Genomic DNA, 15,417 nt, shown 5'->3' with positions numbered 1-15,417 from the left:
AATGGCTGCCTGAGAAAATGAAGTCGGACGCGAGTGTCCGGCCTCATTCCAACTACGCTTTAGCCAGACTATCTAGCCAGGCTGCAAACTCTTTATCCATGCCCGTACCCCATGATCTGACCAGAGATTGATAGCGCGAGTAGTCACCACTGCGTGTGAATACCAGCATCTGCTCTATCTCTGGCCTGTGCTTTTCCATCATGAAGCGCACGGCCAGATAACCCCAGCTATATATGCGCGCAGTACCGTTATTGTTTTCATAGCCGGTATCGAATAACTGACTCAATGCATAAGTCTTTTCAGCAGCAAGTTTGATGGCAGCCGGATTATCCTTGCCCCTGGAAACATACTCAGCAATGCCTTCAGTCCACCACACCAGATAAGGTGTCATTGGTGCAGGTTTGGCGCAGTTTTCTGGTGGCGCATGAGAGTCGTGCAAATTCGCGCAAAAGTCACCATACAGATTGAAACGACCGTCGAGGTAATGCACATACTCATGGCCGAGATTGAGCACACTGCCATCTTTTTTCTGGTTGGCGACAAACTCGGCCTGATTGCCCGGTCTTTCAGGATAACCTTCCAGATACATGCCACCGTTATTGGTCGGCATATCAAAATGCTGGGTCGCGTATTTGATGAAGTCTTCCTTGGACTGGTAGATATTGGCTCTGAGGCTGCCATTATGGTCATCCTTCACCGGCTTGCCTGCGGTACCGAAGATGCCATGAAACTGTTGCTCAAGCGCGCCAAGCATCTCGCAAGACTTGCGTTCATCTTCCGGCGTCAATGCCTGTGAACGCAGGCTCAGCGTAGGGCTGCACTGATGAACATGCGTCAGTACTTTTTGTATTTCCTGGTCACGCGCAAGATCATGTGAATTATGCGCCTGCTGCGGATTGCTGCTGCAAGCGACCAGGCCCAGAGCCAGCAAAGGCAAGGACAGCATCCCATTATTTCTGAATTTCAACTCCGTCTCCCTTTTTCATTTCTCTGCTGCAAAACAAGCTTACATCTTGATATCAGCGCGTTGCAAATACGCCGCAAATATTTTATAAATATACCTTAAATATATTTATATTGGTACATTTGAGTCCCGCCGGAATTTGGATTTCTTATTTTTTCCAGATTTTGGCGGTGATCTGGCAAAGGCATGCTGATGACAAACACCCCTGCCGTGCAGAGCGAAGCAGGGTAAAAACCCAGGCGTGAATTTGCACCATATAAAGAGAAGGCTGGCCCAGCCCTGTCACAAAAAGGCGGGAACCAGACCCGGAAGATATCCATGCACATGCAGACGCAAAGTGAAATGGAAATGGCTGTTCATTCGAGGGATTGAATGGTGAGACAGAGGGCAACCTCAAAACTATGGAGCATACTTTGAAAAACCTACCTACTATGAAAAAATCCGCATTGGCCATTTCGATTGCGCTGATGGGACTGCAAAGCAGCTATGCACAAGATGCTGCACCGGTACAAAAAGTCGTTGTGACCGGTTCGAATATCAAACGCCTGGACAGCGAAACTGCGTCGCCGGTGCAAGTCCTGACTCGTCAGGAAATCATGGACAGCGGTGCCAATACCGTCAAGGACATCCTCGACAATCTTAGCAATAATGACCGCAGTGCCATCAGCGACCTCGGTGGTGCCAACTCCTGGGCCAGTGGCGCATCGGGTGTATCGCTGCGCAATCTTGGTTTGTCTGCAACGCTGACCTTGCTGAATGGCCGCCGCCTGCCCAGCTATGGTTTTGCTGATGGTTTGCAGGCTACCTTCGTGAATATCGATGCGATACCGGCGAATGCGATAGAACGCATAGAAATCCTCAAGGATGGTGCCTCGGCGATTTATGGTTCTGACGCTGTTGCAGGTGTCATCAATATCATTACTCGCAAAGACTTCAAGGGCGTGACCCTGAATGCCAGTGCCCAGCAATCACTGCGCAACAGCATGCTGAACAAATCCCAGACTGCCTCTATCACAGTAGGTGCTGGCGACATGAAGAAAGATGGCTACAATGTCTTTGGTCACCTGGAAGCCTATCATCGTGGTGCTTACAAAGACCGCGACATCTTTCCACAACTGCCGGACTGGTACCTGAAAATGAATCCGGACCGCGCCTCCCTGTCGACCGGCTCTTACCCCGGCAACTATACCGGGCGCTACCCTGCCAATTATGCCGATGCCAGTCTTGCTGGAAAATCCTTCACGACCGCAGCCCCGGGGTGTGCACCGTCACTGCTCATAGGTGGCCTGTGCCGTTATGACTACTGGAAAGACAGTGATGCGAATCCCGCAGCCGACCGGATTGCCTTCTTCAGCATGGGCAGAAAAAAGCTGGGTGACAACCTGACCGGTTTTGCCGAAGTCAATTTCTCGAACACCAAGAGTACTTACTATACCTCGGTCCCGCGCTCGAATATCACCGGCGTGCCGCTGACCTGGTATGACTCCATCAAGGGGCAGATGCAGTATTTTACTGACCCGCAATTACCGGTTGGTCACCCTTTCAATCCCTACTCCTTCCCGGTGGGTTTGAACTATCGCTTCGCCGATAATCCAGAGATGTTCAAGAACGTGGGTGAAGCGAAGCAATACCGTGTTCTGGTTGGTCTGGAAGGCACTCATCTGGGCTGGGAATGGGACGGTGCCATAGGACGCATGAGTTCTACCGCAACCCAGAAGCAGCACCTGTACCGCGACCGCTATGGTTACTACGATGCCATCGTGAAGGGAGAATATAAATTTGGCGCAACAAACTCGCAAGCAGTACTCGACAAAATGTTCCCGGAAATGGGTTCGCACGGCACTTCTACTCAAACCTTTTTGGACTTCAAGGCCTCACGTGAATTGATGGCCCTGGGCGGCGGCCCCCTGCAACTGGCGACTGGCTTCGACCTGCGTCATGAGACTTTTGAACAGGCCAGCAGCGACAATGTATTGAATGCACAAATCGTGCAATTCAGCGGTGTCTCCATACAAGGCTCACGCAATGTCGGTGCCGCATTTGCTGAATTGAACGCACCGTTCACCAAACAGCTGGAAGGCAGTTTCGCTCTGCGCGCAGACAAATCCGGCACGACAGAAGCAGCGGTAGTTCCAAAACTCGGTCTCTCGTACAAAGCCACGGATTTCCTGATGCTGCGCGGTACCGCAGCGGAAGGTTTCCGCGCACCGAGCTTGCCAGAGACAGGCAATGGCGGCGCATCCTGGTTCAACAATGGTTACCTCGATCCAAAACGCTACGCCATGGCGACACAGATGTCTGATGCCCTGAAAAAAGGTAATTCCATTGATCAGGCCAATGCCAGCGTTGCTTACAACCTGGGTTGCTCGGTCAGTTTCCCGGCACGTGTCTTGCCGAACAAGGATTTGAAACCAGAAAAATCCAACAGCTTCACCCTGGGTCTGGTCTTGCAAGCGACCAAAGACACCAGCATCACCATCGATTATTACAACATCAAGCGCCGCGATGAAATCTCAGTACTCGGCGTCGATGAAACCCTGGCCAATGAAGATAAAAAAGCCGGGCTGGTAGAACGTGGTGTCATGACGACCCAGGACATAGAGCTGGCCCAGCGCGCATCTGAGCTGGCAGGCAAACCCCTGGGCTTCACCATCGGTCCTATCGCCACCATTGGTGCGCAATATGCGAATCTGACCAAGACCAAGGTCGCTGGTGTCGACGTTGATGTCAACAGCAAATGGAATCTGGGTAGCGCAGGCAAGCTCAGTACCGGTCTGGAAATGAATTACCAGACTGATTACCGTAGCTGGAGTTCCTTCACCAATGACTATAGCGAAAACTATGTAGGCCGTCGCGGCGTACCAAAAATCCGCGCCATCGCCAAACTCGGCTGGGCCAACGGCGACTGGAACGCAGGCACCCGCATCTACTACACCAGCGGCACCACATTAAGCTGGGGCGACCTCGACAGTGCCAACACTGAACAAGGTTGTATAGACCGTGGCGTCGCCGTCGATCAGTGCAAAGTTGCTGCCGACACCACAGTAGATTTCTCGCTCAATTACAAAGGCTGGAAAAACACACTGCTGACCATGAACCTGTTCAACGCCTTCAACCGCGAAACTGTCATGCAAATGCGCCCAGGCAGCCCATTGCCTTTGCGTGGTCGCGTGTTGAAATTGTCGTTTGAGCATAAGTTTTAAGAGCAGGGCTAAGGAGAGATCAAAGGCAACCGCATTAAGCTCCAGAAAGATAAATCAACCGGTCTTGACTTTTGGGGTTGTCTTTGACTTTGCTTTTGACTTTTTGCAGTTTCCATGTGTCGATGCCTTTGCTGCGAGGCAGAAAATGGAAAAAGAAGAGCCGCTGTTTGAGGTGTAGCAGAGGTTTCGGCCGGCCCGCGTAGGGAGCACTGCTGCGTGCTTGCGTAACGACATGCGCTTGCAAGCGCATGTTCCTAGGGGCAAGGCCGAAGCGAGTTTCGGGCCTTCCCATTTTTTGTATTGCGCAAACGGGAACCCCTTTAGGGGCGGCTATGCCTGGGTCGCCTTCTTTTGCTTACTTTTCTTGGCGACGGCAAGAAAAGTGAGTAGCTGTCGGGCTACCCCCGACCGGCAATTGTAAATTACGTGTAAGCGTATTCCAAAAAACAAATGCGCAAAACACGACGAATCTGAAATTAATATACCTAACAGTACGCAACGAACGCCACTGGATTCCAGCCAAAAACATGCTGGAATGACGCCATTAAAGATACGGTCTATCGAGAATCGTGGCAATTTATTAGATTGCATCAGCGATCAGTGATTACACCACAGGCTCCATCACTATGCCGATTTCGTCAAAACCCCAAGCACAAACCATCAAGACCCAAGCCCCCGCTTTATACTATTCTCCCCCGCATCCATCAACACCCACACCGGAGTACCAGCATGACATCAGGCATAGGCGGTTCCACAGCAGCCCTAGAATTAGCCAGCATCCAGACAGACTTCAGCGATGTCAGCCCGATCAGTGCGGCAGAGCGTCAGGCCAGGGTAGAAAAGGCGGCCAGGCTAATGCAGCAAAATGGTGTGGATGCCATGATCTTGCCGGCTGGCAGCAGCCTGTATTATTTTACTGGCCTGCGCTGGTATCCGAGTGAACGCCTGACGGCAGCAATACTAACGCCAGATGCTAAGCTGACTTATGTGTGCCCCTGTTTTGAAGATTCCAAACTGCGCGAAACTCTGGGCGCAGATGCTGACATCCGCCTGTGGCAAGAAGAAGATGATCCTTGCCTGCTGATCAAAACATTCCTGCAAGATTCAGGTTATAAAAGCACCACCATCGCACTCGATGAAAATGCTGCCTTTTTTATTTTCGACGGGCTGCGCCGCACCTTGCCGTTGGCACAGATCATCAATGCCAGCAGCATCACGGCAGAGTGCCGCATGCATAAGTCAGCAGCCGAACTGGCCATCATGCAGCAGGTCAAGAACCTGACGCTGGAAGTGCAAAAGAAGGCAGCAAAGATCTTGCATGAAGGGATTTCTTCTTTTGAAGTTGCCCGCTTTATTGACCAGGCGCATCGCGCCTATGGCGGCAGCGCATCAACATTTTGTATTGTCAGCTTTGGTGAAGCGACTGCCATGCCACATGGCCCGGATGCCGAGCTGTTTTTACGCGAAGGTGACATGGTACTGATTGATACCGGTTGCAAGCTGCATGGCTACAACTCGGACATCACGCGCAGCTATGTGTTTGGCAAACCCAGTCAGCGCCAGCGTGATATCTGGGAACTGGAGAAAGCCGCGCAGGCAGCCGCATTTGATGCGGCACAGCCAGGTGTGCCTTGCGAACAGGTCGATGCGGCAGCGAGAAAAGTATTGGCAGCAGCCGGTTTTGGTCCTGACTACCAGTTACCCGGCCTGCCGCACCGTACCGGTCATGGCATAGGCCTGGATATTCATGAATGGACTTACCTGGTCAAGGGTAATCAGCGCCCGCTGGCGGCTGGCATGTGTTTCAGCAATGAACCCATGATTTGCATAGAAGGCGAATTTGGCATACGCCTGGAAGACCATTTCTACATGACCGAACAAGGGCCACGCTGGTTCACGGGCCAAAGCCATGCAGTTGATGCGCCGTTTGGCCGCGATTGATATCTGCTACCGGCATCTTCCATGCCGGTAGTATCTACTCACTTATCTGCTCACTTAGTACTAACTTACTTGCTTACGGCGGTGCTTTCTTTTTTCTTGGCTGGTGCCTTTACGGCATTCCTGGATTTCAGGAATACCGGTCCCCAGACGGGATGACCAATTTCAGCGGCTGACAAATTGAAAGTGGGGTCCAGCTTCAGGGCCTTGTCAAATTGCTGGCGGCACAATTGCGTGCGGGAAGTCACGCAGTAACTGAAGGCCATGATTTTCAAGGCGCCCAGTTGCACATCCTTGTTATGACCGCTCCAGATTTCATTGCCACCCATTTTTTTGATGGCGCCATTGTAGTCACCACCGTCATACAGGGCCGTACCATCTTTCAATGCCTGCACGTCCGGACTCAGCGCAGGAACTGCAGGCTCTACAGGCGGAGGAGGTGGTGGCGGCGGTGGTTCTTTTGGCTTTACGACAGGCTTGGGAGCCGGAGCCTGCTTGGGCGCCGTTTCGCAACCCTGCAGAAGCACACATGCCACCATCAGACCAGCCACAGACAGCGTTTGGGCTAATTTATTCATTTTTCTTACACTTTACTTATTCGTGAACTCATGTTCTATGGTTGCAGTCGTGGTTTTTCCGGCTTCAACTTCGGTAATGAAGTCGGGGAAGCCAGGGTTGGTCACTCTGATCTTATGCTTGCCTGCAGCCAGACTCAAATGCTTGAGAGGCGGACTGGCCCCCTGCTGTACGCCATCCACAAAAACCGTGCCCCAGGGCTTGATGGCAAGCTTGAGGTTAAGTTTGCTGGCCGCCGCAGCCTTGGCTGCCTTGACTTCTTTGAGGCGTGCTTGCGCCGCCTCGGTAAATTTGCCTTGCGGATATTGCTGCAAGTAGGCGTTCAAGGCCTCAGGCGTCACTGTATTATCGTCCTTGAGCTTGTCCCATGCCAGTTTTTCCGGATCTGGTTTGTCGGCAGCTTCTGCCACACTTGCAGGTGCGGGCGCAGCATTGCTGGCCGCTGTTGCAGTTTTTTCAAGCGGCACTGCTACGGCCGACGATACTGGAGTGGGCACTGACTGCGCTGCTGATGCAGCAGTGGAAGCAGGGCTTGGAGCAGCAAGCAAGGTTTGCCCGGGCTTGTTAGCACCCTGGCGACTGGCAAGATAAGCAATCACCACGATCAATACTGCGGCTAGCGCCAGCATGGGCACTAAAAGCTTGCCGGACTTTGCTGACACTGCCGTCCCACCTTCTGCAATTTTGGCTTCCGGCCTGTGTGTTTTGACGGCTGAAGTATCTTTGACGGGCAAGGCATGCACATGATCCTGCCCCTCTGCCATGCCTGCAGCATGCTCTTCCCTGCCCTTGCGCGATTTGCGCACAGAAGCAAACGAGCTGATACCCAGCAACTGACGGAATTCATCCATGCTTTGCGGACGGTCTTGCGGCTGTATTGCCAGCGCATGGTCTATGCCCTTGAGGAACTTGGCACTGAAACCTGCATGCTCACCATCCTGCAGGGGCAGCATGGTATCCTTGACGACCCGGCCCACTGATATCGGCGGCGGCGATTTCATGATCGCAAAATACATGACCGCAGCCAGGGCATAGATGTCAGTCCATGAGCCCTGGGGCATTTCTACATCGTCGGCATATTGTTCTATCGGTGCATAACCGGGCTTGAGGATGACCGTCATGCCTTGCGTCATGTCACCAATGATCTGGCGGGCAGAACCAAAATCCAGCAAGACAGCCACGCCATTCTTTTGCACGATGATATTGTCAGGTGAAATATCCCTGTGCAAAATCTTGGAACGGTACAGGGTATCGAGCGCTTCCAGTATCTGCTTGAAGATAAACCGCAACCAGGCTTCGGTCACCAGCTTGGGGCGTTTATTGACGATTTGCTTGAGGGTATGACCATCGTAATGGCGCATGACCATGTAGGCGGTCTTGTTTTCTTCCCAGAAACGGTACACCTTGACCAACGAAGGGTGGTCAAATTGGGCCAGCAGGCGCGCTTCATTGATAAAACTCTTCAAACCGGCTTCAAAGGTAGCCTTGTGCCGCTCTGACCTGACGGTCACACTGGTATCGGCAGAGCGACCTGCCAGTGCACCTGGCATGTATTCCTTGATGGCTACCGTGCGCTGCAGGGAATGGTCAAAAGCCAGATACACAATACCAAAGCCACCCTCACCCAATACACCGGTGATTTCAAAGTCATTTAGCCGCGTGCCGACAGCGAGACAATTCTCGGTACCTGCATGAAATGCAGTTGGTGCTGCAGCGGCGAGTGCTTTTTCTGTGTTCAAGGCTGACTCGGATCTTAGTTTCTTTTTAGAAGCAGAAGCCATGTGTTGACCACATTTTCGGCTTCCGGTTCGGGTTAATTCAGCGTTTTACCTGCTCATCATGCAGACAAATTGCAAAAGCCGAGAAATTATCCCTGTTAATTGCCTTTGACGTACTAATATTTTTTTCTGCAATGGCATTCATTTTACTTAACCAGGCCTCACTACTGTTGGTCGTTGCCAGGCAAAATTCCATTTCATGCTCAAGTACCCATTCCCAAAAACCATCAGTGCACATGAGAAAGGCATCACCATGGCGTAATTCTAGGGCATCTGCCGTCACTTCGGGGACACTGTCGCCCTCGGCACCGATGGCAGCAAACAGCCGGTTGCGATGAGGGTGCTGGCGTATCCGCGAATAATCTGCCATCCCTGCATCGACCAGGCGCTGGGCCTGGCTATGGTCTTTTGACACTGCCTTGATCCTGCCCTGGCGGAACTGGTAAATCCTGGTGTCCCCCATGTGCGCCCACAAGGCGCAGCGATTGCTCTGGTCTATCAGCACCGCAGCAATCGTGGTGCTCATCTGCCGCTGGCTCAGATTATCCCGCTTGCTTTGTGCCACTTTCAGGATCGCCCAGTCCAGATAAGAGCGCAAGGCCCTGGCACTGAACGAGGCTTCGCGTACGAATTTCTCTATGACCGCATCGATCGCCAGCCTGGCTGCAATTTCACCACCAGAATGGCCGCCCGTGCCATCGGCCAGCACAAAACAGGCAAGTTCATCTTCATTTGCCCAAGCCAGTGCATCTTCATTGGTTTTCCGGGTACCGATGGCAGTAAATTGTGCTGCATCCAGATGCATGGCAAGCTTAAGGTTAGGTTTATGCACAGAAAACTAGCGGTTTGACTCTGCTTTTTCTACTTCTTTTTCATAGGCAAGCAAAAATTCCTTGCCAAACATCGCCTGGAACTCATCTTTCTTGCCGGATGCAATACCTTCATACAAGACATTAAACTGATCCCACATGGCAGCTTTGCGACGACCTGGATTAATCTGGTCCATCAGACCAGGTGTTCCCAGTTGTGCTTCCACATGGCTGGGCTGCAAGGTTTTCAGAATGGCATCGGTCACTGCGCGGGTACCTGCAGCTACCCCCATCTGGTGAGTACGTATGTCAAAAAAAGCATCTTCCATCGCCTCAGCAGGTGCCATGAAACCCGGCATCTTTTTACGCAACATCTGGGTCAGCACGGTTTTACTGTCAGGGAAAAATTTTAAGGGATTGTTTTCCCTTAAGACAACCATGGTTACTTCTGCTTTCACTTCCCGCTTGAGCAATGCGCGCTGGGACAACTCTTCCATCGCTCCCTGTACTGAAGTCGCCATGAATTTGCCCAGGGTTTCCATCAATTCCACAGTCAGGCCAGAAGCCAGGTTCAATTGCTGCAAACCGGCGCCCTGCAGGAAAGCTTGCATGAGCTCATTGGCATTAGCAGTGGCATTAGTGGTAGCAGTAGCTGGCGCACTTGCAGCCTTGGCAACTTCCGGCTTTGCCGCACCAGCCTGGACAGGCTGAGCATCAGCGACTGCGGTTTCAGCCTGGGCGACGGATTTGTTGTCTGTGCCAGCAGCATCTCCCTGGGAAGCGACTACTTCCGGACGCAGCAGGAATTGTGGGGGCTGTGCCGCAGGCACTTCTTTGCCGGTGGACAAACGTGTCACTGCCGGGCTGGCTGACGGTGCTTCAGCCTGGGTATTTGTTTTTAATTCATCGCTTTGAGCTTCAGGAGCAGTTTCTGCCTGCACCTGTGCTGCCGGAGCCAAAGTTTCACTGGCAACTTCGCTTGCTTGCTCCTCTGCGGCAAGGTCTACGGCGTCGGCACGCAATACATACAGGCCAACCTGTATTTGGTCCCCGGCATGAAATTCCACATCTGTTTCTGCCACTATTTCCTTGCCATTGATAGAAACAGGATTGGCCAGACTGAGGTTATGGATGAAATGCCGGCTACCGGTACTCCAGATATTGGCCTGGGTACGTGAAACGAAGTGCTTGGGGTCGGGCAGTGCGAGGAAATTTTCTACATTTCTCCCCATGGTAGCTGGTTCCGGGCCGAATACAGCAGAAACCGGATCGGCTGGTGCTTCGTTATTGTAAGAAACAACGGCAATTTTAATCATTAGTGGCACTCCAAAACCATTTTGTATCGCCTATAAAATAAGTATCCTGAACAGGCAGTTTGAGATAATCTTACGACAGTGCTTTTTATGCTGATTCTGGCAAGAATGGTGGCATTAATGCTCAAATAAATGATTATTTCCCGCAAAGACCACCAAGTTAATATCTTGCCATGTCAACATGAACTCGCAGCTTACCCGATTATCATGAAATCGGCGACTCGGCGGAGCCAAGTTTTGCTGTTTGCAGCATACATTACGACAAAGTACGACACTTGATATCAATTAAATATCGGTTTCCAAATTTGGCAAGCAGCATGAATACCACTGTGCAAGCTTGAGCATGATCTGCTCTTTATTGCTGTTATAGTATGCTGCCATTTATGCAATGGCAGCACATATGGACGATTGTTATATATGAGGCAAGGGTAATGAAAGATTCTGAACATAGTCAGCCTGCTCTGTCAGAAGTCACTGGTACGTTTCATTATCAGGAATTGATTGAATCACGGCTCGGTCAACCAATCGCTGCGGATTTGATCGAGGCTGAAGCACAAAGACTGGCAGCTTCACCCGGTGCCAAACTGGCAGCCGGACGCACGGCACTTGGCTGGTCAGTTGAACAGGTGGCGGCCCAGTTGAAACTGGCACCCCGCCAAATCATAGCACTGGAAAAAGACGACTATCCCGCCCTGCCAGAAGCGGCGATAGTCAAAGGCTTCACACGCGCATATGCGAAGCTGGTCAAACTTGATCCCGGACCTATCCTGGCCTTGATGGCGGCAGATACGGATAAAAAACGGCAGACGGCAAGCAAGACGGATAAGCCCCGCCGCCCAGGCAGTCCAGTGCAAAATCAGGGTTCTGCACTGGGTATTTATATCTGCCTGTTTATTGCAGCGGCGCTGGCTTATGCCTATTTCAATTTACAGCACTGACCCTCCCCTGGTTTTCTTCAAATGACTGCGGGGCAGGTATGAGTCAACTCTGATCAGAAGTTATACGAACCGGGCAGGGATAAGTACCACCGGTATTGCCACTGTGCGTCAGCGGTGATGTGATATCGCTCATGCTGGCCATCTTGAAACCCGTGCCATACGAAGCACGCAACAGGAGATTATCAAAAGCTCGGTAGGCGGCAGACAATTTGTATGTCAGCTTGTCAGCCTTGTTACCCTGGGTGGCAGATGCGATAGGCTTGCCCTGTTCATCAAAATTGGCAGTATTGGTGACGGCGCTGTAGTTATCATTTGAGGTTGAAGGCGGTGCAGGGTTTTGCGGTGGCGGCTTAATTCGTGTAGGTTGGGCTACGGGGTATCAGCCCAACACTCGGCTTTTAAATAACTTATACGTTTATCAAAAGCACAGTGTTGGGCTGGTAAACCGTAGCCTAGCGAGGCCCGGCCCAACCTACGAGGTAAACTCAACCTACGAAATTAAATTAACGCAAACCCATAAAATCTTTTTTACCAATTTCCACACCGTTATGACGGAACAGGGCATACGCCGTCGTCACATGGAAAAAGAATTGCGGCAAGCCGTAGTTCAACAAATAAACCTGGCCAGTGAAAGTCTGTTCTTTTGGTGTACCTGGGCGCAAGACGATGTTGCGGGTCTCGCTGCCTTCAAATTTGGATGCATCCAGCGTGGCAATGAAAGCCTTGGTCTTGGCGATACGCTCTTGCAGCTCTGCAAAAGTCTGCTCATTGTCTTCGTAGGCAGGCAATTCAGCCTGGGCCAGACGGCCAGTTACACCTTTGGCGAAGTCAGCAGCGATCTGTACCTGACGTGTCAACGCCAGCATGTCAGGGAACAAACGCGCCTGCAAGAAATTCTCTGCCGGGATATTCTTGGCTGTCGCATGCGCTTCAGCTTTTTTCAGGACATCGCTGAGGCTATCAAGCATCTGGTTAAACACGGGAACAGAGGCAGCGTACATGGAAATGGACATGGAAATCTCCTAAATAGTTGGCAGAATGCGCCGAATGGCGCTGCATTATAGGATGGATAGAAAATTTGCGTATGAGCTTAGAATTTTCCTGAATTTTCCCTGTATCAGCCATCGATAAAGATATCAAAACTGGTCTCACCCTGGCCATTTGCCATGAGTTTATGACTATAGCCATGCCGGTTCAAGACCTCACGCACAAACATCAGTCCTATGCCCTGGCCACCTTTCTTGGTCGTGAAGAAAGGTGTAAACAATTGTCCGTGTGGCACATCCGATAAAAGATTGGCAGAATCCCTGATGGATAACAGTATGCTCTGGGTATTGGGGTCACGCCTGAGTTCGAGACTGACATAGCCAGACTCATACCGCCCCTGCCTGATCGATGATTCGACAGCTTCAATCGCATTCTTGACGATATTCAATAAAGCCTGTTCCATCAAATGTCCATCCAGCATTTGCAATGGCAGTTCTTCACGTGCCACCCAGTTGAAACTGATGCCCAGCTCGCTGCATTGCTGACGGTACAGATAAACAATACCATCCAGCATGGCGGCCAGGTCATGCGACTTCAATTCAGGTTCCGGCATTTTGACGACGCGGGTAAAGCGTTCTATGAATTCACCAAGATTGCCATTACGCTTCCTGACAGCGGTGATGGCAGTAATAAAATCATGCGCATCCTCAGACTGCAATTGTCCGCTATAGAACAGCAATGATTCGAGTACCGACCCGGTTGCTGCCACCGTATTATTGACTTCATGTGCCAGCACCCTTATGAGTTTTTCATAAGTGGCTTTTTCTGAACTGGCCAGTTCTGCCGTGATCTCGTCGATCAATAAAAAATCGCGCTTGAAGCCACGGTCTGTGAATTGGTTTCTCTGGCAGCGATAGCGCCTGCCCTCGGTATCACCATACACGGTACTTTCACCAGGCAACAGGTTTTGCAACTGTTGCAGTTGTTGCAGCAACCCGCTATTGCTGGAAATATCACTGTCCAGCATCAACTGCGGCAAGCTCCATCCCGCCAGATCCCTGCTACCCAGCAAGCCCTGGGCACTGGCATTCATCAGGCTGATCTTGTCGTCAAAATCAAATACAATGACTGCAGTTGGTGTCGCTTCCAGCAAGCGGTCCAGAAAGCCACGTTGCTCGCCGAGTTCCAGCCTTTCTTTATACAGGGCTTCGAGCATGCGGTTGAACAGCATGACCAGCTCATTGATTTCCTTGTTGCTGTCCGGTTTGATGCGGCTGGCATAATTCTCATCTTGCAAAAGATCATGAAATTGCTGGGCAAAATCCAGTGGCTGCAAGACCTTGTTGACGAGGTGAATGCCCAGCGCCAGGCTACAAGCCAGGCCCAGTTCCAGAAAGACGATGAGCAAGGGCTGGCTCAGGTAAAAGCTGAAAGCCAGACCCAGGAAAATACCATGGATAATGAATAGATAAGCCAGCAAGCGCCGCTTCAGGCTCATTGCTTTACCTCATTACCATCATCATCCTCAGTAACAGTGATCTGATGTTTTTCCAGCCTGCGGTACAGTGAAAATCTGCTCAGGCCCAAAGCCTTGGCGACGCGGGTGATATTGCCATTATGCTGTTCCATGGCTTTTTCTATCATCAGTTTTTCTACCTGATCGAGTGTCATGCCAGCCATGCTCATACTCATGCCCTGGCCTTGTGCTTCTTCATGCTGTTCGGCAAACAGAAAATCATGTTGCTCGAGAACAGGCTTGCCCACCAGTAGCAGGGTTCGCTCCAGACATTGCCTGAGCTGGCGTATATTGCCCGGCCATGCCCTGCTACTCAGCCAGTTCAGTGCGGATGGTGCAAGGATGACTGGCTGCATGCCATAGCTATGCACCAGGCCTGCCATCATGCGGTTTGCCAGCAGTGGGATATCACTGCGGCGTTCACGCAAGGGTGGCAAGCGTATGGTGATGAGGTTCAGGCGGTAATACAGGTCTTCACGAAATTCATTGCTGGCAACCAGTTCGGCGAGTTCGCGGTTGGTGGCCGAGATAATGCGCACGTCAGCCTGCTCGGTCTTGCTGGCACCGACTACCTGATAGCTTTGATTTTGCAATACCCGCAAAAGCTTGACCTGGTCGTTGCGGTTCAGTTCACCGATTTCATCGAGAAATAAACTGCCCTGGCTGGCCATGGCGAAGTGACCCTTACGGTCGCTTTTGGCATCCGTGAACGCACCTCTGACATGACCAAACATTTCGCTCTCAAACAGGCTCGTCGTCACTGCCCCCATGTTCACTTTGACGATGGCTTTGCCAGCGCGCGGGCTGTTGCGGTGTATCGCGTCGGCGATGAGTTCCTTGCCAGTACCACTCTCACCTAGTATCAGGACTGAGGCATTGGTTTTGGCAACCCGGCCTATGGTCGCCAATACCTTCAGCAATTCAGCATGCTCGCCTATGATGTCGCTGAAATCAAACTGCCTGTCCAGCGCCTGGCGATCTGCATTAGCGGGCATGGCAACTTGTGCCATCTCCAGCGTGCTGCGTATCAGTTCCTGCAGTTGGGTATTATCCCAGGGCTTGGTAAAAAAATCTGCGGCCCCGAGTTTGACGCCGCGCACCGCCAGCGCAATTGAACCCCAGGCCGTCATCAGCAACACTGGCAAAGCTGGATACAGACGCTTGATGTCAGCCAATAAAGCCAGGCCTTCTTCCCCCGTAGTTTGCAGGGAAAAATTCATGTCCTGCAAGACCAGGTTGATCTCTTGCGTTGCCAGTATCTGCATTGCCTGCTGCGCATCGTCACAACTGATGCTGGTATAGCCAGCTTGCTTCAGCAGCAAGGCCAGCGACACCAGCACCGAGTTGTCGTCATCTATGATCAGGATACGTTGATTTGCTAATGCTGCTGGCATG

The 15,417-nt window shown here is 51.6% G+C and carries 12 protein-coding genes; 3 read left to right on the top strand and 9 right to left on the bottom strand.

The window, feature by feature from the left end; translation table 11 throughout:
* Window positions 1-52: 52 nt before the first annotated feature.
* A complete protein-coding gene (locus UNDKW_RS00560) occupies window positions 53-967 on the bottom strand; it encodes a collagenase (protein ID WP_197893062.1) in 915 nt (304 codons plus the stop codon).
* Window positions 968-1,395: 428 nt separating this feature from the next.
* Between UNDKW_RS00560 and UNDKW_RS00555 the strand changes: the two genes are divergently transcribed.
* Entirely contained in the window at window positions 1,396-4,167 is a 2,772-nt protein-coding gene (locus tag UNDKW_RS00555; RefSeq protein WP_162057151.1) for a TonB-dependent siderophore receptor, read from the top strand.
* 729 nt (window positions 4,168-4,896) lie between these two features.
* Window positions 4,897-6,108: a Xaa-Pro peptidase family protein gene (locus UNDKW_RS00550; protein WP_162057150.1), complete on the top strand. Its 1,212-nt coding sequence runs from the start codon at window positions 4,897-4,899 to the stop codon at window positions 6,106-6,108.
* Window positions 6,109-6,173: 65 nt separating this feature from the next.
* Here UNDKW_RS00550 and UNDKW_RS00545 read toward each other — a convergent pair whose 3' ends face one another.
* The 4 genes from UNDKW_RS00545 to tagH form a co-directional block, all read right to left on the bottom strand.
* Window positions 6,174-6,683: a TssQ family T6SS-associated lipoprotein gene (locus tag UNDKW_RS00545; RefSeq protein ID WP_162057149.1), complete on the bottom strand. Its 510-nt coding sequence runs from the start codon at window positions 6,681-6,683 to the stop codon at window positions 6,174-6,176.
* Window positions 6,684-6,695: 12 nt separating this feature from the next.
* The gene (locus UNDKW_RS00540; RefSeq protein ID WP_232063181.1) at window positions 6,696-8,420 is read right to left on the bottom strand and encodes a serine/threonine-protein kinase; all 1,725 of its coding nucleotides are present in this window, start codon (window positions 8,418-8,420) and stop codon (window positions 6,696-6,698) included.
* A gap of 79 nt (window positions 8,421-8,499) precedes the next feature.
* On the bottom strand, window positions 8,500-9,291 hold the full coding sequence (locus UNDKW_RS00535) for a PP2C family serine/threonine-protein phosphatase (protein ID WP_162057147.1): 792 nt from the start codon (window positions 9,289-9,291) through the stop codon (window positions 8,500-8,502).
* Between the two features lie 6 nt (window positions 9,292-9,297).
* Complete coding sequence (tagH, locus tag UNDKW_RS00530) at window positions 9,298-10,584, bottom strand: type VI secretion system-associated FHA domain protein TagH (RefSeq protein WP_162057146.1); 1,287 nt, start codon at window positions 10,582-10,584, stop codon at window positions 9,298-9,300.
* Window positions 10,585-11,012: 428 nt separating this feature from the next.
* Between tagH and UNDKW_RS00525 the strand changes: the two genes are divergently transcribed.
* A complete protein-coding gene (locus tag UNDKW_RS00525) occupies window positions 11,013-11,519 on the top strand; it encodes a RodZ family helix-turn-helix domain-containing protein (protein WP_162039258.1) in 507 nt (168 codons plus the stop codon).
* A 43-nt stretch (window positions 11,520-11,562) separates the two neighbouring features.
* On the opposite strand, the gene UNDKW_RS00520 is transcribed toward UNDKW_RS00525, so the two are convergent.
* The 4 genes from UNDKW_RS00520 to UNDKW_RS00505 all read right to left on the bottom strand — a co-directional run bounded on the left by UNDKW_RS00520 (window position 11,563) and on the right by UNDKW_RS00505 (window position 15,416).
* Complete coding sequence (locus UNDKW_RS00520) at window positions 11,563-11,874, bottom strand: TonB-dependent receptor (protein WP_162061701.1); 312 nt, start codon at window positions 11,872-11,874, stop codon at window positions 11,563-11,565.
* A gap of 148 nt (window positions 11,875-12,022) precedes the next feature.
* Window positions 12,023-12,532: a DUF1993 family protein gene (locus UNDKW_RS00515; RefSeq protein ID WP_162057145.1), complete on the bottom strand. Its 510-nt coding sequence runs from the start codon at window positions 12,530-12,532 to the stop codon at window positions 12,023-12,025.
* A gap of 104 nt (window positions 12,533-12,636) precedes the next feature.
* Window positions 12,637-14,004 (bottom strand): PAS domain-containing sensor histidine kinase, encoded by a 1,368-nt coding sequence (locus UNDKW_RS00510; RefSeq protein WP_162057144.1) that lies wholly within the window; start codon window positions 14,002-14,004, stop codon window positions 12,637-12,639.
* A complete protein-coding gene (locus UNDKW_RS00505) occupies window positions 14,001-15,416 on the bottom strand; it encodes a sigma-54 dependent transcriptional regulator (RefSeq protein ID WP_162057143.1) in 1,416 nt (471 codons plus the stop codon). The genes UNDKW_RS00510 and UNDKW_RS00505 overlap by 4 nt, the downstream gene beginning before the upstream one ends.
* Between the last annotated feature and the right edge of the window lies 1 nt (window position 15,417).

The sequence above is a fragment of the Undibacterium sp. KW1 genome, from assembly GCF_009937955.1.
In the GTDB taxonomy this organism is placed as follows: domain Bacteria; phylum Pseudomonadota; class Gammaproteobacteria; order Burkholderiales; family Burkholderiaceae_D; genus Undibacterium.
The sequence above is the reverse complement of the archived record's forward strand: the minus strand, read 5'-3'. Positions and strand labels throughout refer to the sequence as shown.